The 19,626-nt window shown below is 46.4% G+C and carries 14 protein-coding genes and 1 other annotated feature; of the genes, 6 read left to right on the forward strand and 8 right to left on the reverse strand.

Annotated elements, in window-relative coordinates:
- Nucleotides 1–58: 58 nt before the first annotated feature.
- The 3 genes from H8710_RS11980 to H8710_RS11990 all read right to left on the reverse strand — a co-directional run bounded on the left by H8710_RS11980 (nucleotide 59) and on the right by H8710_RS11990 (nucleotide 8,315).
- Nucleotides 59–1,297 (reverse strand): HipA domain-containing protein, encoded by a 1,239-nt coding sequence (locus tag H8710_RS11980; protein WP_249296063.1) that lies wholly within the window; start codon nucleotides 1,295–1,297, stop codon nucleotides 59–61.
- Nucleotides 1,298–1,389: 92 nt separating this feature from the next.
- Nucleotides 1,390–7,953, reverse strand: a complete 6,564-nt coding sequence (locus tag H8710_RS11985; protein ID WP_249296131.1) for a GNAT family N-acetyltransferase — start codon at nucleotides 7,951–7,953, stop codon at nucleotides 1,390–1,392.
- The gene (locus H8710_RS11990) at nucleotides 7,950–8,315 is read right to left on the reverse strand and encodes a TnpV protein (RefSeq protein WP_249296132.1); all 366 of its coding nucleotides are present in this window, start codon (nucleotides 8,313–8,315) and stop codon (nucleotides 7,950–7,952) included. Before H8710_RS11990 ends, H8710_RS11985 begins: the two co-directional genes overlap by 4 nt.
- Nucleotides 8,316–8,538: 223 nt before the next feature.
- Between H8710_RS11990 and H8710_RS11995 the strand changes: the two genes are divergently transcribed.
- Nucleotides 8,539–9,045 (forward strand): hypothetical protein, encoded by a 507-nt coding sequence (locus H8710_RS11995; protein ID WP_249296134.1) that lies wholly within the window; start codon nucleotides 8,539–8,541, stop codon nucleotides 9,043–9,045.
- Between the two features lie 63 nt (nucleotides 9,046–9,108).
- Here H8710_RS11995 and H8710_RS12000 read toward each other — a convergent pair whose 3' ends face one another.
- The 5 genes from H8710_RS12000 to H8710_RS12020 all read right to left on the reverse strand — a co-directional run bounded on the left by H8710_RS12000 (nucleotide 9,109) and on the right by H8710_RS12020 (nucleotide 13,976).
- Nucleotides 9,109–10,071, reverse strand: a complete 963-nt coding sequence (locus tag H8710_RS12000) for a ParB N-terminal domain-containing protein (protein WP_249296065.1) — start codon at nucleotides 10,069–10,071, stop codon at nucleotides 9,109–9,111.
- Between the two features lie 154 nt (nucleotides 10,072–10,225).
- Nucleotides 10,226–11,638 carry a leucine-rich repeat domain-containing protein gene (locus tag H8710_RS12005; protein ID WP_249296068.1) on the reverse strand — a complete coding sequence of 471 codons (1,413 nt, stop codon included), beginning with the start codon at nucleotides 11,636–11,638 and terminating at the stop codon, nucleotides 10,226–10,228.
- A 71-nt stretch (nucleotides 11,639–11,709) separates the two neighbouring features.
- Nucleotides 11,710–12,312: a hypothetical protein gene (locus H8710_RS12010; RefSeq protein WP_249296069.1), complete on the reverse strand. Its 603-nt coding sequence runs from the start codon at nucleotides 12,310–12,312 to the stop codon at nucleotides 11,710–11,712.
- A gap of 19 nt (nucleotides 12,313–12,331) precedes the next feature.
- Complete coding sequence (locus H8710_RS12015) at nucleotides 12,332–13,015, reverse strand: hypothetical protein (RefSeq protein WP_249296071.1); 684 nt, start codon at nucleotides 13,013–13,015, stop codon at nucleotides 12,332–12,334.
- A 76-nt stretch (nucleotides 13,016–13,091) separates the two neighbouring features.
- On the reverse strand, nucleotides 13,092–13,976 hold the full coding sequence (locus tag H8710_RS12020; RefSeq protein WP_430413315.1) for a DUF6017 domain-containing protein: 885 nt from the start codon (nucleotides 13,974–13,976) through the stop codon (nucleotides 13,092–13,094).
- Between the two features lie 639 nt (nucleotides 13,977–14,615).
- On the opposite strand from H8710_RS12020, the gene H8710_RS12025 reads away from it, so the two are divergent.
- The 5 genes from H8710_RS12025 (at nucleotide 14,616) to H8710_RS12045 (ending at nucleotide 19,589) form a co-directional block, all read left to right on the forward strand.
- Nucleotides 14,616–15,335 (forward strand): LytR/AlgR family response regulator transcription factor, encoded by a 720-nt coding sequence (locus H8710_RS12025; protein WP_249296075.1) that lies wholly within the window; start codon nucleotides 14,616–14,618, stop codon nucleotides 15,333–15,335.
- Nucleotides 15,336–15,344: 9 nt separating this feature from the next.
- Nucleotides 15,345–16,634 carry a sensor histidine kinase gene (locus H8710_RS12030; RefSeq protein WP_249296076.1) on the forward strand — a complete coding sequence of 430 codons (1,290 nt, stop codon included), beginning with the start codon at nucleotides 15,345–15,347 and terminating at the stop codon, nucleotides 16,632–16,634.
- 54 nt (nucleotides 16,635–16,688) lie between these two features.
- Entirely contained in the window at nucleotides 16,689–16,829 is a 141-nt protein-coding gene (locus tag H8710_RS12035; RefSeq protein ID WP_249296078.1) for a cyclic lactone autoinducer peptide, read from the forward strand.
- Nucleotides 16,829–17,416 carry an accessory gene regulator ArgB-like protein gene (locus tag H8710_RS12040; protein ID WP_249296080.1) on the forward strand — a complete coding sequence of 196 codons (588 nt, stop codon included), beginning with the start codon at nucleotides 16,829–16,831 and terminating at the stop codon, nucleotides 17,414–17,416. Before H8710_RS12035 ends, H8710_RS12040 begins: the two co-directional genes overlap by 1 nt.
- A gap of 93 nt (nucleotides 17,417–17,509) precedes the next feature.
- Nucleotides 17,510–17,740: a binding site (T-box leader), on the forward strand.
- 115 nt (nucleotides 17,741–17,855) lie between these two features.
- Entirely contained in the window at nucleotides 17,856–19,589 is a 1,734-nt protein-coding gene (locus tag H8710_RS12045; protein WP_249296081.1) for a proline--tRNA ligase, read from the forward strand.
- Nucleotides 19,590–19,626 lie beyond the last annotated feature (37 nt).

Here is a 19,626-nt window from a genome sequence, read left to right on the forward strand (position 1 = left end):
AATTATCGCCTCCAATAAAAAAGCCCCGTCAAATGACGGGGCAAATCAATACTGTTATTTAGATTTCTAAATCTTCTTCACTATCACCGGAATAAGCAATATCGCGTTGGATGTCGTTCTGCCTGTTCGATATAGCCATATTGTGAATAAAATGGCTATGCTGCCTGACTTCTTCCGACAGCAATTTAATTCTGGTGTTCAGCCCACGGCAAAGTACGTTGCGCCGGGGTTCCTCTATAAATACCGAATCCTTTAGAATCTCATAAAATTCTTCTTCAATTCCTTCTAACGCGGATAAATCGAGCCAATCAAAGGACTGCACCAACTTGATTTGCTCGGTATGGGTGGTTTTAAACGGTTTTGAAGGAAGCTTGGGCGAGTTGGCACGGATCAGGCTGGTGGGACTTGAAAACCACATGGAAGTGCCGTTGTCATAAATGGGGGCCATGCCAGTAAAGGAAAGTGTTTCGGCATTCCGTATGGCTCCAAAGTTGTTCAGATGTCTGTCCTCATTGACAATGAGATAGTCCAGTGTAATCATACGGTCGAGAAAATCAGGCACTCCGGGAATACCCAGTTCCTCGCAACATACGAGAAAGTGCTGGTAAACAGACAGGTGATTCGGCTTTTTGATGGTCTGCATGATGTAATATGCGGAAATGAGTTCAGTGTCAGGGGTAATAAAATCCTCACAGACGGAATAGGGGTATTCTTCCTGCATGGTAATCCCGTAGCTGACATGGGGAATCCCCAACCGGCGCATCACAGCGGAAGCCAGTACCTCATTGTACGGCTCCTGGCGGGTAGCACCGCTTCCGCCTTTTAAAAGGCAACGTTTTCCGTCGATAATCGTCCATTTCTTTTTCAGCCATCCATCCGAGGTATTATCAGGGGACATAAGACTGATTTCGTCACCGGACGAACCCTTGCCGAAGAGGATATTTCCAACGTCATCAGAAAAGTCATTGTCAAAAAAGTTGACATTCTCCCAGGCAAGCCCGGAACCTTCTGGGCAAATCCAGTATTGGTCGGAAAGGGAAAGGCCAAAGCATTTATCCAAAAGCTGTTCTGTAGAGGATACGCTCAGTTCTTCCAGTGCGTCGCGGATTCCATCGCGGCTTGCGGGAATCGCCCGTCCCCGCCACCAGTCGTTTAAGGCGGCACGATTTCCCGCAGCAATACCCATCGGAAAATGCGCAGGAGCGTAAATTTCATCTATACTGGAGACAGAACAGGTGTCGTCATCCAATGTGATTTGAGCGACAGGAATCTTTTTATGCATCAACGTACAGCGCATCAAAATCGCACCTCCTTTTAAAGTAAATAATACGATAATTTAGTATAACACAAAAATCAATCTTCTTCAAGAAACTGTCTTGTACAACCCTTCTATATCTCCGCCCCGGCACAAACCGAAACCTGTTGAGCAGAACAGTTTCCTGTGTTTTCAGCCCCATCTTCATTTTCATCCATGATAATCTCCTCACTGTCATCCTTTCCAAGCTCCAGTTCGGTTTCCACTTCGGATAGCTGGGCGCTTTTTTCGGATAATTCCGCTTCATAGGGGAAGGGGGCACCGTATTGCTTTTTGGCGCTTTCAAGCTGTCCCTTGACGCTCTCCAGATCAAGGCTTTCTGCTTTTAGATACTGCGGTATCCTCTCTGTCAGATTTTCAAGCCTGGAAATCGTACCGATGGCGGTTTCGCCCAAATCGCAGCAGTATTTGTGTTCCCCGGCAATCTGAATATGTGGAAAAAACCAGGTATCTTTGTAGACAGACAGGGTAAACCCACGGTATTCGCCAATCAGCCTTTCCTTATCTTTGCTGTCTTTGAGCATACGGACGTACAACAGAAGCAGTTCACCCGCCTTGCCGCGCTCATCGTAGGTTTTACCCTCCAGCACAATAGAAAAGTCTTTGCCCTCTGTCTGCTTTAAGGAATCAACATCCGCAGAGATTTCCATGATATTTTTTTCGTGCTGTGCGATCTGCGCCGGATAGGTACGGGAGATCAGCCGTTCCAACTCAGACTGCTCATTTTCATGGTTTCTCTGTAAAAGCCGTAGCTCGGACACCCGGTTTTCCAGTTCCATCTTTATCAGTAACTGTGGATTATCGGTGGCAATGGCTTTAAACTGCGCAGCGTTCAGCACCGTTTCGTCAATATCCTCACAGGATCGGGCGATACATTTCCCGGTCATAATCTGTGTGATATAGCTTAATTTTTGCTGCTGAATCTGCCATAAATATGCGTCAAAGGTTCCAACAGTGATATAGTGGAAAATCATGATTTCGGGGTTAATATTTCCCTGCCGCAGGCCACGCCCATCTCTTTGGGTGATGTCCGACGGCTTCCAGGGTACATCCAGATGATGAAGGGCGATTACCCGATCCTGGACATTCACGCCAGTTCCCAGCTTGCCGGTACTTCCCAAAAGGATACGGATTTCGCCGCTTCGCATTTGTTCAAAGATAGCCTGCCGTTGGGCCTCCGATTTGGCGTCGTGAATAAAGGCGATTTCATTCCCCGGGACGCCGCGCTCCATCAAACGCATTTTAATCTCATGGTACACGTTGACAAACTGCCCCGGTATCATTTCAAATTTTCCTTCGGACACCTCCTGCATCTCGATAACGTCTTTTGCTCCGGGGGTGGAAACATCGCAGAACACAAGCTGTGTCAGCCGGTCGGCGGCGGTATCCTCCCAAACACGGTAGAGATTGTTAATGCAGAAGTTTAGCTTAGTTTGAGGATCATTGGGAGCTGTCTTATCAATCAACCGGGGATCAATGGCCATCAGCCGGGCTTCACCGGTCAACTTAAGCATATTGTCCTCACGGGGATCGACCCTCTTTGTGCGGATGGCCTCGGCGCGCTGAACAAACTCCTCCATGATTTTTTTCTGGTATTCTGTCGCGTCGGTGGAAATTACTTCGGCCCTGCCGCCTTTGATGGCCGGACGGCTGAGATGGAGCATATCGGCGGTCTGAATGTCGGCTACTAAACGAAACGCCTGCATCAGTTCCGGTAGATTCACGAACTTTGAAAACCGTTGGCGCATCCGCCAGCCGCCGCCCTCCGGCGTAATCTCCAAAGACGATACAATCCGCCCAAAGGTAGCCGCCCAACTGTCAAAATCCGCAACTCCCAGGTCACGCAGGACATTGGGCTCCAGATACCGCATCATGACGTACAATTCCGACATAGAGTTGCTGATAGGCGTACCGGTGGCAAATACCACGCCGCGTCCGTTGTTGATACTCTGTAGGTATTGGCATTTCAGCATCATGTCGTAGGCGCGCTGGGAAGATGAGGTGTTAATACCAGCTACACGGGATAATTTCGTATAGACAAAGCAGTTTTTATACATATGGGCCTCATCTACGAACATGAAATCAATGCCCAGTTCCTCAAAGCTCAAAAGGTCGTCTTTCTTTTCTTCGGCTGACAGCTTCTCAAGATTTGCCTCCAAATTCATTTTAAACCGTACCATTTGTTTCACCGTCCAGTTTTCCCCTTTTTCTTCCTTGGCGCGCTCTATTGCATAGGAAATTTGGTTGATTTGCTCCTGTATCTGTATTGCCTGCCGCTTTGCCGAAATCGGGATGCGTTCAAATTGCGAATGGGCGAGGATGACCGCGTCATAATCCCCCATGGCGATGCGGGATACATAACGGTTGCGGTTTTTGGCACTGAAATCCTCGACGGTGGATACCAGGAGGTTTGCATTGGGAAAAAAGCGGTAGAATTCCGTCGCCCATTGCCCTACCAACGGGTTTGGGACAACGTATACCGGCTTTTGGATGGCGCCTAAGTTTTTTAAAAACATCCCGGCCGCAATCAGCGCCGCAGTCTTGCCAGCTCCCACTTCGTGGGCTGCCAGCCCCGTCCCGGAGTAAATGACGCGGGCGGCAAAATCCGCCTGATGGGGCCGCAACTTTTCTTCCTCTGACATGCCGGGGAAAATGAGGTGGCTCCCATCATATTGGCGGGGGACAAAGACGTTAAAGCGATCGTTGTAGATTTTGAGAAGCGTATCCCGCCGTTTAGCGTCTTTCCAAATCCAGGCGGCAAATGCCTCTTTGATTTGAGACTGCTTTGCCCGCGCAATCCGTGTTTCAGTAGTATTGATAACGTATTTTTCTTTTTTCTGGCCGGTAATGGGGTCTCTATACTCTACCTTATCCCGGACAGTGGCGCTTTTCTGGTTCAAACAATCCTCATAGATTTCATAGGCGTTTTTCCGCTCTGTGCCGTAAGTTTTGGTTGCCTGGACAGAATCCGGTTCCAACGTTTTTCCGTTGATATACCACGCCGTGGTATACTCCATATACTCCAGCGTAATCCGATTCCGGTTGTATCTCTCCTCACTCGTTGCCCGGTTATACACGGCTGTCTCAAAGGTTTCATACATGAATTGCTGGTAATACTCGATGGGAATCCAGGGCGTACCGATGGAAGTATCAATATCGGCGGGCTTTAACGGCGCGGGTTGGATCGCCTCCAGAGCCGTCACATTCCGAGTGAACAGGTCGGGGGCTTCCTCTGCCTTGATTTTGGCGTACAGCAGTTTATCCCTGACATTCCCCGACAGGTATTCTTCGGCGGTTTCCCATCCTTCCAGGATATTGCCGTAATAGGAACGGGGATTGAGGTACACCTTATCGCCCAATTCTTCGATCAGTTCATGGGGCTCCTTTCCCGTCAGGGAGAACATATACCCTAGGTCAATCTTTAACCTTGTGTTGAGTGAAAGGTACAGGGCTTCTTCGGCAGTGTCGCAATGGTCGGGGAGGATACGGGGATGGATGGTGGCTTTGCTGAAAATCTGCGCTTTTTCCCAACGGACGGTTCCGTCCTTTTCCTTGACTTCGTTTTCGATGGAGCGAAGCAAGGGAAACTGGTCGTCGTCCGAAAAGACGAGGATATTCCCTTTGCTGTTAATGACGCCGTGCTTTTTGACAAAGCGGTCGTACACCTCATTCAAGACCGCCTGCTTGTCCTTTAATTCCGATTCTGCATAAGGGGGATGGGACTGAATGCTGATAACATCCAAAAGGGCCGTGCGGATTTCGCACAGTCCTTTAATTCGTTCCGCTTTTTTGCCGGTATACGGCTGCGGGATTAGCTCGTTTTTTTCACAAAAGAAAATTTTATTTTCGATTATTTGATAGGTATAGTTTTTCGTTCCTTCAGGGGCGGGCATATACAGAGCTACTTTTTCTTCGATTTCATCCGGCAGTTTGGCAGGCGGCAAATTAGGTTTCGCCTCAAACGTCGCTTTCAGGTTGCCGATAGCCTTTTCCATCTCAGCGTACAGATCGTACCCCTCCGGCGCGATACAGGCTGTCCCATCATCCCGGCCGTACATATTTTTGCTCCGTTGCATTTCGCCGAGTATCATTTCCGGGTGACGGTGAAAATACAGGTTGTACGCTATCCATTTCGGCGCCCTTTCCAGCTCAGTCTTAATCCAATCGGGGTAATCTTGATCGGAAAATTCAATGGGCTGCGCCCGCTTTTTCAGGAAAATGATGTCGGATGTGACCTCGGTACCGGCAATGGCCTTGAACGCCGTATTGGGGAGGCGCAGCGCACCGATGAACTCCGCACGTCTGGCGATGTATTTCCGCACCGAAGAATCCCCTTTATCCATCGTGCCTTTGGTAGTGATATATGCGATAATGCCACCCGGTTTTGTCAGGTCAATGGATTTGGCTATGAAGTAGTCGTGAATTAGGAAATCTTCGTCCTTATACCGGTAATCGTACACTTTGATGCTGTTAAATGGGATATTCCCAATACAGACATCAAAGCTGTTGTCCTCATATTGGGCTGATTCAAATCCTTTCACCTGAATGTCTGCTTCTGGGTAGAGCAGTCGGGCAATTCGGCCGGTAATGGAGTCGATTTCGGTGCCATAGAGCTTTGTCCCATACAGAGATTCCGGCAGTACCGAGAAGAAATTCCCTGTACCCGTCGCCGGATCGAGAATCTTTCGATCCGGGCCACCTGTAAAACCAAAACTTTCCACCGCTTTGTAGATATATTTGATCAGTTCGGGATCGGTATAGTAGGCGGTGAGGGTGGATTCCATCGCCGCTTTGTATTCTTCCGGGGTCAGAAGGCTTTTTAGCTCCTGATATTCCTTTGACCAGCCATCAGATTTTTCATTAAACACGTTGGACAGGCCACCCCATCCACAATAACGGGCAAGGACAATTTGTTCTTCCCGCGTCAGCGACCGCTGACGTGGGTGGCTAGGACGGCGTTCTGCTTCGATCTGCCGCAGCAGTTTAATCGCTGTGACGTTTGCCTGATACTTGGATTTCTCCCCGCGGGGGTACAAATCCATACCAGCCGTGTACCGAAAATTTTGAGGAACGGGTTCTGGAGAAATGGAAGCCGGAAGCTTTGCATCCTCATCAGGAAGGGAGGGTTCCGATTCAGTACCGGGGAGTTGTCCATTCATCTTATCCTCATCCAACCGGACAAAGACACGGGTTGGTCGGAGTTCCCGCAGTTCATTTTCCAACCGATATTGTATATCCTCTAAATCATCCATGTCTGCCGATTGAACCGAGGATAGAATGCCTCCATTATTTAAAACGGAATCATATTTCTTGTATTCAGCGATAATATCCTCTAAGTCGTTTTTTGCACGGACAAAATCAGGATTTTCAATTGAAAAGGTGATAGCGTCGTAGAGGGCTTTTCCGTCCTCTGTCAGAAGCCCCCACTCTATTTCGACATCGGGATATTGTTTCTGTAAATACCGAAGCAGGCGAGTGGCATATCCTTGTCTGCGGTATTCCGGCAAGATTTCAATCATGCTGATTTTCGGAACACCTTCATAGACACTGTACTGCATGAAACCGACCGGGATTTCCCCTTTGTATATCGTCATTTCCATGTCGATCTGCCCGTTATGGGCGTCTATCATTTCATCGAGGATTTTGATTCCCTCATCGATATTCGGTTCGACTGTTTCTGTTCCCGCAGCTTCGGTGGATTTTTCCGATTCATCCAGATACCGGCCCTCATTCTCCGATGGGAAAAGCGAAAGCTGTTCGGTATCCTCTTTGAAGTTCGGGACCGACAGCGGGGAAAGGGCGAGTTCCTGTTCCGGTGCGGGCTCTTCTACTACGTCAAATGTGATTTCCCGTTCCTCGCCGTCTACCATTTCAACAGCCCGGACAGATTCATAACCCTGAGAAGCAATGTTGGAGAGCCAATTAGAGAGAAACGAATTGAGTTCTTTTTGGAGCTTCGGCCGGTAGCCTCCCTCTGTAAAAACCTCCTGGTAGATGCCCATGCTTGACAGTTCATAGGAGACGGCTTGTATGGTTTGCGTGTCGGAATCAATCCGCAACACCATATCGGGATCGCGCATCAGGTCGCCGTTTTGGGTGTAGGTGTGCATCATGGATAATTCCTTGCCGGACAGCCATTCCAACGAAAGGGGTTCAAAACCTTCGGATTCCAGCCGCAGATAACTATATTTTTGGGAAACAATATCGGGAAACAGCTTGGCAAATGTCCGGTAATTCCGGGAAGCAAGGTCGTTTTTCTGCTTCGACTTTGGAACACCGGTATCTGTATTCCTGTTTTCCGGTCCGGCGGATTTTTCGTCAGTCTTCATTCGATGTTCATAGTTGTCAATATCCTGTTCGGTAAGCCAATCCGGTTTTTGAGGGAGCAGACGGTATAGCTCGCGCATTTTGGCGATCTGGCCTTCAACGCTTCCGGCCCATAAATGTTTTTCTGCACGATTGCCATATCCTAAGAAATATTCGCAGTCGGAACGCAGACGACTTAGCAGCCGGTATTCAAATGAAAATGGGGCGTTATCCGTGGCATCCAGGGAAAGGGACCCAATTTCTGAATCCGAAGGTAAAAAAACAGAACCGTCTTTTGACGGCTCTGTTTTATCTGACGGTTCAGTTTTTATCTCGGAATCAGGACGATTTCGGAAAGCACCGTTTCCTCCGCCGAATGTTTCAAGCTGTTTAAATGGCGCGTCCGTTCCATCGTGTCCTCGGTCTGCGGCATCGGATCGTCCTGAAGCATCTGCTGGGTCAGGGCTTCGATTTCGTTCGAGGCTTCCGTCTGTACCCGGTGCATTGTTTCCATCAGGCTGCCATCCATTTTCAAAGCTGTATACCGGTTGGGGTGGTTCTCCATCAGGTATTCCAGCGCCATCCTCCCGTACCGTCCCAGCGGCTGATCTGCTTTCGGGTCGTTGGAGATTTGAATGTTCGGGTACAGGATTCCGTCCTTCTCTGTGTAGCTGAGACTCAGATTGCTGTCCATTTTGCAGGTCCCTTTCCATATTGAGTATTTTCATTACAGATTCTATTTCAATCAGCATTTCCTTTGATGCTGATGTAACCGTATTACCGAGGGCGGCAATCATAGGGATGGTATTAAAATGATTGATTGTGTTCATACCGTCCCCAGTGATGATTTCCTCATCCGATAGGCCGCAGCGTTTGCCGATGAGGTAGGATATGCTGTCAGTAAGCAGGGCAGTGATTTGGGATTCCAGCCCGTATTCCGGCAGTTCCCCAAAAATGTGATTTTTAGTATTTGCCTTAATGGAACGATGGAAGGGTTCCCAGCTTTCAGCGGCTTTCTCTGCGGCAAGTTCGTATACTGCTTCGGAAAAAGTAGCGGCGGTGAGGTTATTTGTCCCTATCAATCGCTTTACGAGCTCTGTTCTCCTGATTCCGTCAAGCTGCCAATCTGTCATTTTTATTTCCCGCCCGCTGGTTTGCGATATATCGAACAGGTAAGAAACTGTCAACCGGGCGTTTTGGTAATTACAGACGGCGATGCCTTTCGCGCCTTGGTTGACGCTTCTGCCAATCCGGTTCCACTGTTCCATTGTCGCCAGCGCCGAAACGTTGGGATTTTGTGCGTATACAAGCAGGGCGGTGTCAAAATCGTGCTTATGGATACGGGAAGCGAAGTTCAGATAATCCCGCCAGGTATTTTCGCTTCGCACAATCATCGTTGCGGCGGTTTGGTAAATCACTTTTAAACGCTCGTCTTGACGCAAATATCAGACCTCCGTTTCTTAAGCGGAACGAGTGTCTCCGCGTAATTATACTCCCTTCTGTTTCCGCTGGGAAAAGTACAGCGACAATGCTTCATCAATAACCTGTTCTATTTCAGTAGCCTTGGTATCCGGCTTAAAATATTTGGAATAGATTTTCGCTTTCAGCTTGAAGGGCGGCGGCGCATTGCTTTTCGGCTTCCTCATTTTCTCACCGGACAAAATCTGTTCGGTGAGGTTCTTATCTAGCCGGCCCGCATAGCTGCGCAGAAGCGCCGCCTTTTTTCCATCCAGATTATACTCATTTTCCGATAGTACCGATTCAACCACCTGCTGCTCTGTCTCGGATAAATATGACAGTGTCACTGATATGGTCAGGGTCAGTTCTTTGTTGTCAAGCCTGTTTTTCAACGGGTCGATAAGGGTAGCGGCGCGGACATAGTTTGCAACCGCACGCCCTGTTAAGTCATAAGCTTCGCCGAGTTTATCCCTGTTTTTCAACTTGTGGAAGTCGCTTCCACAGGATATGTTTTCCCTGCTATAATCGGGCTTGTTGAGCTTTTTTAATTCTTCGATGATGTCGTTTCGTTTGCCCTGGCTGAACATTTTGGAATACTGTATCGAAAGTACCGCCGCTTTTTCCGATGGGAGCATGTCTGAAAAGGAACGTTGAAGCACATTTGTCTCGATCACATAAATCCACGCTTCCTCATCGGACAGATTTTCCTTGACGATACAGGGAATGTATTCTAGGCCAATCAACATAGCGGCGTTTCGTCTATTATGTCCGGCAAGCATCTCGTATTCATACCCGTTTTCGTCCTGCTCTATTTTGCGGACGATAACCGGTGTCAGGATTCCATGCGCCGACACGCTTGCCACAAAGTCGTCAAGCCGTTCTCCTTCATAAAGCCGGAAGGGGTGTCGACGGAAAGGGCAGATGAGATGAGGGGAGAGAAACGTCACCGAATCTTCCATAGATTTTTTCCCAGCCTGCGGTTGTTCCGTCAAAAAATGGCTTTCTTTTTCCAGGGAGTACAGGTCGTCTAAAGTTTTTAATTTGGGGTTGATTTTAGGTATTATACCGCCTCCTTATTATACAACAAGTATAATTATTTTGCAATATAAAGTTGTATTTTTACAGATAGGAAAACAACATAATAGGTTATGCAACACTGAATGTGAGGGTTAAATCATATTCGATGGAGGATACATCTCCCCATGACTTTCCATACCGGGAATCAAACTGTAAGGTAAGCTGGGGCGGTTGGTTTGTGCCGTAAGCCGATGGAAGTGTACCCAAAAGAATATTGCTGTCGGTATTTTCGTCCCCGAACCATTGGGTATCTGCTGGTGGAGATTCTAATAGATCGCTTTTATCCTCAATGATTTGGATACCCAGGGCAATTTGAGATTGTGTATCGGATTGATTCAGGTTATTCCATTCAGTATCGGAATAGGCAGTATGTGCTACAACCTTTGTCGGGTTACTTTCTTTTGCTTTGAGAGATGTGGCGGTAACGGCAACGGGAACCGGGGTATTACTTTTAATGGAAAATTCAGCGGACTTAAAATTGCGTTTGGCGTCAATCAAAAAGGTCGTTTGAACAGGAACGTCAATATCAATTACGGTCAAAGGCTCTACACTGCCTGCAACGGTTATGCTTTGCATAACATCCTCTGCCGGAGGTGGGGGAGACGAAAGGAATTCGACAGATGCCGATCCGTTCCACTGTTGTCCCAAAGTCATTCCATCGGTATTTTCTCTGCCAGCGAGATAGATTGTCTTTAAGCTGGGGATGCTGGAAAAGGCGTTGCTGTCAATCCTCGTTACGCTTTGAGGAATGATAATTTCTGTCAGATTGTTTTCATAAAACGCCCAACTGCATATTCTGACTACCGAATCTGGAATGGTACAGGACGTGATTCGATTACTGGCCAGACAATATTCGTCCAATGTCTCAGTTCCAGCCGGGATAGATACGTTATCACGCCGCGCCCCGCCGTAGCTGATCAGCTTTGTTGGCTCATTTTTTGCATAAAACCAAGCCTCACTGTCAGGCAAGAGATTATCGTTAAACACTGCCTGCTCTAAGGTGAGCGTATTCGGTAGATATTCCACAGAGGTTAGCTGATTACTCATAAAAGCGCCGTATTCAATGGTACATCCATGTAGGCTGGATAAGTCCAGAGACTTCAGTTGATTGCTTCGGAAAGCATTTCTTCCAATAAGTGATAGACTGGAGGGCAGAGAAATCTCTGTTATTTGATTGTCCGTACAGCAGTTCATTCCAATAGTGCTAAGATGTTGCGGCAATTGGAGAGACCGGATACCCTTATTGGCCAGTACCGAAGATTGAATTTCGTCGATGTAGATAGTAGTAGTGGCGTAATCATCCTCTACAATATCCGGACAGATCACATCGGTATCGGTGCCGTTATATCCGGTAATCCAAGCTTTCCTCTGATTCCGTTCAATGATCCAATCTGCGCTGTTATATGCGGCGGCGCTGAAGGGGATGGAGGCCGCGGCAATGATAGACGCCAGTAATGTGCAAAGCAATTTTGGGGACTTCATACTATTTCCTCCCATTTTTTGAAGTTAAAGATGGATGGAGGACGGAAATACCGTCCTCCATGAGTTGTAAACTAATTAATGCTGAAGGTTAGGATTAAGTCGTAATTCAGGGTTGTCTCCTGTACCCATGCCTTACCGTATTTTGCATCAAATGCCAACTGCATCCGTGGACTGACGCTTGTGTTATATGCAGATTTAATAACTCCGAGTTTGATATTGCTGTCTCCACTTTCCGCACCAAACCATTTTGTTTGTGTTGTTGGAGCCTCCATTAAATCTTCAGTTTTTCCCTTTACTTGAAGGCCCAAGGCAATTTGTGACTGTGTTTCTGTTTTATTTAGATTGTTCCATTCGGTGTCAGTATGGACATTTTCTGCCACAACTTTCGCGGCAGTCGCGGACTGGGCCTTGATGGATGTAGCAGTAACGGTAATGGGAACAGGGGCATTATTCACCACCTCAAAATCAGCAGATTGAAAGTCGCGATCTGCATCAATTAAAAAAGTGATCTTAACCGGAACATCAATATCTAAAGTGGTAATTGCTTCAACTGTCCCTTCTACAAGAACCGTATTTGAAGTTTTTTCAATTGGTTCCGTTGCAAATGCGGTAGTTGTGGGGATTCCGATGGCAGTTACAATTGCTAGCATGATGCCCATAAGACTTTTCTTCATTCAATTTACCTCCAAAGTTTTATTTTACGGTTATATCAAGCATGACGTTAAATACGCCGGCTTGTTCTCCGCTTTCCGGATCGTACAGCGTATACTTTGCCGTGCCAAAATATTTGCCCTTTTCCAAATTCTCTGTAATGGTGCAATACTCCAGAGACTGATTGGGAAAAATTTTGTCCGACTGGTAGATAACGGTTTCATAATCGTCGAGGGATACGTATTGATAACCTGTGATGTTGTCAATAGGTGTTAACTTGTAGGATTTCGTATCCGGATCAATGGATACCGCATAGAATTGTTCCCCCCTTTCGGTATATATTTTTTCTGCTGCGGGGAATGCCGTCTCGTCTTTATACCTTTGTACGACTACTTCAATTTGACAGGCAAATTTGTTTTCACTGTTGTTTTCCGCCCGCAAATTCATTTTCCCGTTTTCTATAACCGGCGTGGCGTTGATTTTGACATTGAAGTAATCGGGTTCAATGGGCTCTGTCGTTTCCGGTGTGAGGCTGCCGTTTGTAATGGAATCGGAAACGGATGGATGTACGCCGCCATCCACCGGATTCCCCTGTGTGCATCTTTGCAGCAGAAGAATGAGCAGGATAATCAGCAGCAAAACGGCAATGAGGATATATGCTCTTTTGCGGGAACTTTTCCGTTCGTCTTTTTCAGGGATAGTTTCAGTCACTATTTTGTTGTCCATTATTTTTGTCCTCCCATTAAAAAAGTCCCTGTAAAACAGGGACAGATTACAATGACCTTATTCTGTTGTCGCAATGTCAATCATAGCAACCACCTCCATTGTTATGGGCCATATCATGAGCCACAAGGGCTGTGTAGCAGTGATCCATAGTGGCCGGTGCGTTAAAGAGCACCGCCCGCAAATACTGTTTCATATTGCGGATTTTAGCCGTATTTTCTTTCATGCAGTCACAGATAAATTTGATATGTGAGCTGTTCAACTGTAGAAACCTCTCCCGGACAAACTGGGCAGGGTAGTCATCTCCGGCAATTCGGATAATCTTTCTTGATGAACCTACCGTATCCAGTATGACGTTCAGGATTTCGTTCAGGCGTTCTTCCCCGATTTCAGGATCGTGTATCAGGCAAGGATACTCAATATTTGCTTTGATAATCTCTTGATATATTTCTATGGAATGATGATCATTTTTTCCTATCTGTTCCTTCTCTGCATTTGAAAAGGAGGAGTGGACATTGCCCGGAGATAAGGAAGGGATAGAATCAGTATTTAATATCTCAGTATTTATTTTATCTTTATTTAATTGCATTGGATTTTCCGATACCGGGTTTTCCGCCGTCGGATTAGCCGATGTCGGGAAATCCAACAGCGGTTTATTCTCCGGTATTGGATTTTCCAACACCGGAGAGTTTTCCTCTGTTGATTGCTTCTCCTGCGGCTGTTCGTATATAATATATTCGATTGGCAACATTTTGCCTTTTTCGTCCCGGCCCTGCCGCCTGATGATATATCCGGCTTTTTCCAGTTCCCATATGGCGGTGCGGATAGCGTCAACGCTTTCCCGGTTAATGTGTGATAACCCTGCCAGGGTATAATCCCAATCTTCCGGCAAAGACAGCATTTGAGACAATAGCCCTTTTGACTTTAAGGACAGCTTGTTGTCGCGTAGATGGTAATTGCTCATTACGGTGTATCCTTTATTTCGCTCTATCCGAAAAACTGCCATAGTAGTATCACTTCCTTATTCTTTTTATTTTCAATCACGGAATAAAAAAAGGGACATTGTCTATAAGAACAATGTCCCTTTGCACTTCATCTAACTTTATCTAACAAACGCTCTAACCAACACCTGTTGCGGTTATGAAAATCGGTTGCCCTTGTTTCCTAAATGTGTATGTATTTTTATGCTATTTGCACAATTTATTAGATAGAATCCGTAAATTTATACTTGATTTGTCAAAATGTTTTCCAAGAGTGTTTGACTACGAATCAAAAGGTCGCAGGTTCGAGTCCTGCATGGCGCGCCAAAAATATTTGTGCGGTGCGGGTTTAAGTGAATTTTCACTTAAACCCGCACCGCTTTTTGTTTTTAAATTAAAATATCATATAATATATCTAGAATATTAAACAGCAGATAAACACAATGATCAATATTTTTTAGATATATTATTAAATAGATTTAGTTTTTATTGAAAGATTTTCACGATGTAGTATAATAAATCTGTAAGTTATGACAGGAAATTTGTCAGTTGTGCAATAGCTATTGCATTATTCTGGAAATTCCAATAAAATCTATTTATGCAGAAGCATAGGAGGAGCTCACATGCTGAAATTAGCCATCTGTGATGACGATCCCAAGGTAGTTACGCAGATTCGTAACATTGCCGATCAGTACTTTAAAGACACACAAATCACTTCTGCAGTGGAAATTTACCAAGATGGTTCCCAAATGCTCAACAAAGCCGGAGGCAGCGATATTTTCTTTTTGGATATCGAGATGCCGGGGATGAGTGGCATACAGATCGCTCAAGAACTGCGTGCCAGCAACAAACGCGCGAAAATCATTTTTGTGACGGGTTATGAAGAATATCAGTCGGCCGCTTTTCAGCTTCATGCTTTCAGTTATCTCATTAAGCCATTTACGGCGGATGATATTAAGCGACAGTTGGAAGACGCCATTGATTATTTACATAACGATCAGGAGACCCCTGAAATATTTCTTCATACTGTAGACGGAGATGTCCGTCTAGTGCCGGAACAAATAATTTTTGTTGAGTACAAAAACCGAAAAGTCGAAATACATACAACGGAAAGCAAATATGTAGCCGTTTACACCATGAAACAGATGACGGAGCTTCTTGAAAAATTTCCATTTGTATCGTCTCACCAAAATTTTCTTGTAAATCTCATGCATGTCCGCCGCTTTACCTGCATGAATGTTACTTTGGCAAACGGCGTAGAATTGCCTATGTCGCAAAAACGTTCCGCAGATTTCCGAAGGCGCTATCAACAGTTTTTATACAGCACGTTCTTCGTTCTGTGAGGATCGGCCATGGAAAAACTAGAATACCTTTTGCGCTTTCTGGTGCCCGATGCTATGATGGGTTTGCTACTGTTCGATTTTTGTTTTCGTTTGTACGGAAAGAAGTATAAAGCGAACTGGATTTATATCGCAGCATTTCTTGCCTTTGTGGGAATTTGCGTTGCAGTCAACCAGCTATTCTCTGCTATAATCAATACAGCTTATTCTGTAATTGCGTTTATCTTACTCAGCGTTCTTTTATACCGTCCATCCCGCCGCAAAATTTTTTGCGATGTATTCTTTATGACCTATTGCGTCATTATTGATTTGGTTTTAGGGTATGTAATGTTGGCGATAAATGGACAATCTGAGTTATCTGGAATGATGCAAAATGCAAGATTGATGTGGTACAACCTATTAAGCAAGATGATTATTTATTTTTCATACCGCTTAGTCTTAAGCTGGATGGATCATGTACCTAACCGTCCGCTAAGCTTGAAACAGAATATATTTCTTGCAGTTTCCAGTTTAGGAGAATTAGGAATCGTCTTCTATTTTTCTGAGTTTGTCAATACTACCACAACAGCGGTCGTAGTTTCTGCCATGTGCTTTGGATTTCTTGCGTTAAACCTTTATGTTGTTCATCAAACGGAGGCTATCGTCAGATCCAAAGAGGCCGAATTGCAGTTACAGCTTTATCGTCAGCAGGAACATATTATCTCCACCAATTACCGTGAGATAGAAAGCCGATATGAACAATCCCGTCGGATTATCCACGATATTAGAAATCAGCTGCAGACATTAGAGCAAATGGATGATACTTCACAAAAAGCAGTGTATGTGGAAAAAATTAAAGAAAACATGGATATGCTGGGCGTTCCAAAAGTTTGCCCTAGTCCTCTGCTGAACATTTTATTCAACGATAAAAAGAAATTGGCAGCATCCTACAAGATTCTGCTTCACCTCAATTTCAAACATTTTTCACTGGATGGCTTTGATGAAATGGACTTGCTTACCATATTCGCCAATCTCATCGATAATGCCATAGATGCTTGTCAGTCGCTGCCTCAGAATCAGCGTAAAATAGAACTTCGTATCCACAGTTATGCCGGGAAGCTGATCGCAAGTATCGAAAATAGATACGAGGGAAAATGCCCCGAAGAACCGACCCAATCATTCTGTACCAATAAAGAAGGACATATGGGGATCGGGCTTTCAAATGTTCAGGAGATCGTAAGTCGTTACGACGGTGAACTGGAAATTCTCACCGAAAATCAGATATTTATCGTGCGCTTGATACTTGATCCGGTAAACCAGTGAAGTTGCTGTGAAATACAGCTTTTCAATATTTTAAAAATTTTAGGAGGATTCAAAATGAAAAAACAGTCTTTCATTCTCAAAATGGTTGCCAAAACAGCTGAAAAGTCCTGTGCTCGTCAGGCAAATACTTCTTGCCCTACACTTACCTATCAGCCCAAAATGCCTGAGGCTGTGAAGAAACTGCGGAGATTCTAATGATCGCAAGATTGGCGGAAAAAATTACGGCAAGCTTGGTTTCCAGCCGCACGATTGATGCGGAAGATCAGGAAATATATCAGTTTGGCGTTGTTCATCTGCTGTATCAGATTCCATTTTTTGCCTTTGCTCTCGTGGTAGGGCTTCTTTTGAAAGTGTTGCCGGAAACGGCATTGTTCTTACTGGCTTTTTTCAGCCTGCGCCCCTACGCGGGAGGATGGCACGCCTCTACCCAGGGAAAATGTACCTTAATCTCCTATGGAATCACCGCAATTGTTCTTTGCGTCTTCCGATTGATGCCGGAGGCAGCTTTGCTTCCGATTTCTGTTGGGCAGATGCTGATTGGGCTGGCGGTCATCTGGCGCTGGGCTCCTATGGAGAATCCAAACAAACCGCTGGATGCCGAAGAGATTGTCCATTACCGGCGTTATGCGCGGGTAATCACAGGGGTGCTAACCGCAGGGATGATACTTACAGTTGCGATGCATTGGAATCGAATTGGTCTTGCTGTTTCAACTGCAATATTCTTGTCTGCTATTTTAGTGGCAATGGAATTGGTGCTTAAAATCAAATATCTTTCTTCATAAGAACAGGAATACCAGAGAATCAGCGATTCTCCGGTATTCCTGCCTTTTTTGCATTGACAAGCCGCGAGCTTTGCTATATAATGGTTGCAATAACAAAACGCTGTGATAAGGAACAGTAGCTTCTTTGCACGTCACCAAGAGAGAAGGCGGTAGGTGTAAGCCTTTGGCGTAAGGAGTGAACCCACCTTGGAGCTATGGGTGAAACGGCATCTGCCGGTCAAATCCATCGGCGCCCGCCGTTATCGGGGCGGCAGGGGAACTCCCTGCCTTGAGTGCAGATTTTTTCTGAATTTAGGTGGTACCGCGGATGATTTCGCCCTAAGTCTTAATGGACTTGGGGCGTTTTTTATTGCAGCAGCACAGCGCTGCAAAGATCCGTCTGCGATTTCAATTGAGGCGGGTCAGATTTTTTGTGTAAAAACTGGAAGGAGATAGAAAGATGAAACTAGACAAACTGGTAGGGGATCGCTTTAAAGAACGGCCTTCGGATTGTGCGATTGACAGTCATGCGCTCATGGTGCGGGGCGGCTACATCAAATACGTAGCCAATGGGATTTTTTCCCAGTATCCTCCTATGAAACGGATTTCCCAGAAAATCGAGCGGATTATCCGCGAGGAGATGGACTCCATCGACGGACAGGAGGTCCTGTTTCCGGTGGTGCTACCCGGTACCCTTTGGGATGAGTCGGGGCGGTATCAATCGGTAGGGAGCGAGCTTTTGCGGTTTTCCGACCGGAACGGCTCTCCGATGGTGCTGGGGATGACCCACGAAGAGGCGGCGGTTCAGCTGGTGCGGGAGTACGCCAACAGCTACACCAAATACCCCTTTATGATTTATCAGATCCAGACAAAGTTCCGCGATGAAGCACGTCCCCGCGGCGGCCTCATTCGCGTCCGGGAATTCACCATGAAGGACGCCTACTCCTTCCACACCTCTCAGGAGGACCTGGAGCGGTATTACGACAAGTGTTATAAGGCTTATGAGCGGATTTTTGCCCGGGCCGGCGTTCCCGAAGTGATTTCTGTCCAGTCGGATTCCGGCATGATGGGCGGCAGTATCTCCCACGAATTCATGCTGCTGACCCCGGTGGGCGAGGACAGCATCGTCCTCTGTAAAGAGTGCGGCTACCGAGCCAACATGGAAGCGGCGGAAAACATCGTAGACAATGCAAAAACTGGGGAACTGGAGGAAATTAAGCTGGTCCACACCCCAAATATCCACACCATTGAAGATATATGTGAATTTCTGCACGCCCCTCTCGAAAGCTCGTGCAAAGCGGTCGTCTACCAGAAAAATAGCGACGACGCTTACGTGGTGGTATTCATCCGGGGGGACTTGGACATCAACGAGACGAAGCTGACAAATTTCCTGGGAGAAGACATTCATCCGGCTGTGATTACGCCAGAATGCGGCCTCAACGCCGGTTACATCGGACCTTACAAGCTGGAAGGGGACTTTACCGTTTTGTTTGACCGTTCTCTGGAAGGAGCCCAAAACCTCTCCTGCGGAGGCAATGTAGAAGAATACCATTACACTGGCCTCAATATCGAAAGAGACTGCGGAAAGGTAGAATATCACGATTTTGCCAAAATCGCCGAGGGTGGTATTTGTCCCGTATGCGGCAAGAAAGCTATCACCATCTCCCGCGGCATTGAAGTGGGCAATATTTTCCAATTGGGTACCAAGTACACAAAATCCATGAATATGACCTATCTGGACGCTGACGGGAAAGCGGCACATCCCATTATGGGCTGTTATGGAATCGGCGTAGGGCGGCTGGCAGCTTCTGTTTGTGAAGTCCACCACGACGATTACGGCCCCATCTGGCCCATCACCATCGCCCCCTGGGAAGTTCACATTTGCTGTGTGCGCTCCGACGACCCGGAAACCCACGCTTTTGCCGATCAGCTCTATGACGAGCTGCAAAAAGAGAGGATCGAAGTCATCTATGACGACCGCAAGGCAACGGCGGGCGTCATGTTCTCCGACGCAGACCTGCTGGGCGTTCCGGTGCGCGTTATCGTCAGCCCCCGCAACATGAAGGAAGGCTGCTGCGAAATCGTCACAAGAGATAAAAAAATCAGTAAAAAAGTGCCGGTCGGCGAGGCTGTAGAGGCTGTTGGGGCGGTACTGAAAGAGCTGTATGACGAGGTCCAAAAAGGCTGTAAATAAAATTTCTGATAAAATACAAAAAACCGCTGTGCAGCAA

It is taken from the genome of Fumia xinanensis, from assembly GCF_014384905.1.
GTDB classification, from domain to species: domain Bacteria; phylum Bacillota; class Clostridia; order Oscillospirales; family Ruminococcaceae; genus Fumia; species Fumia xinanensis.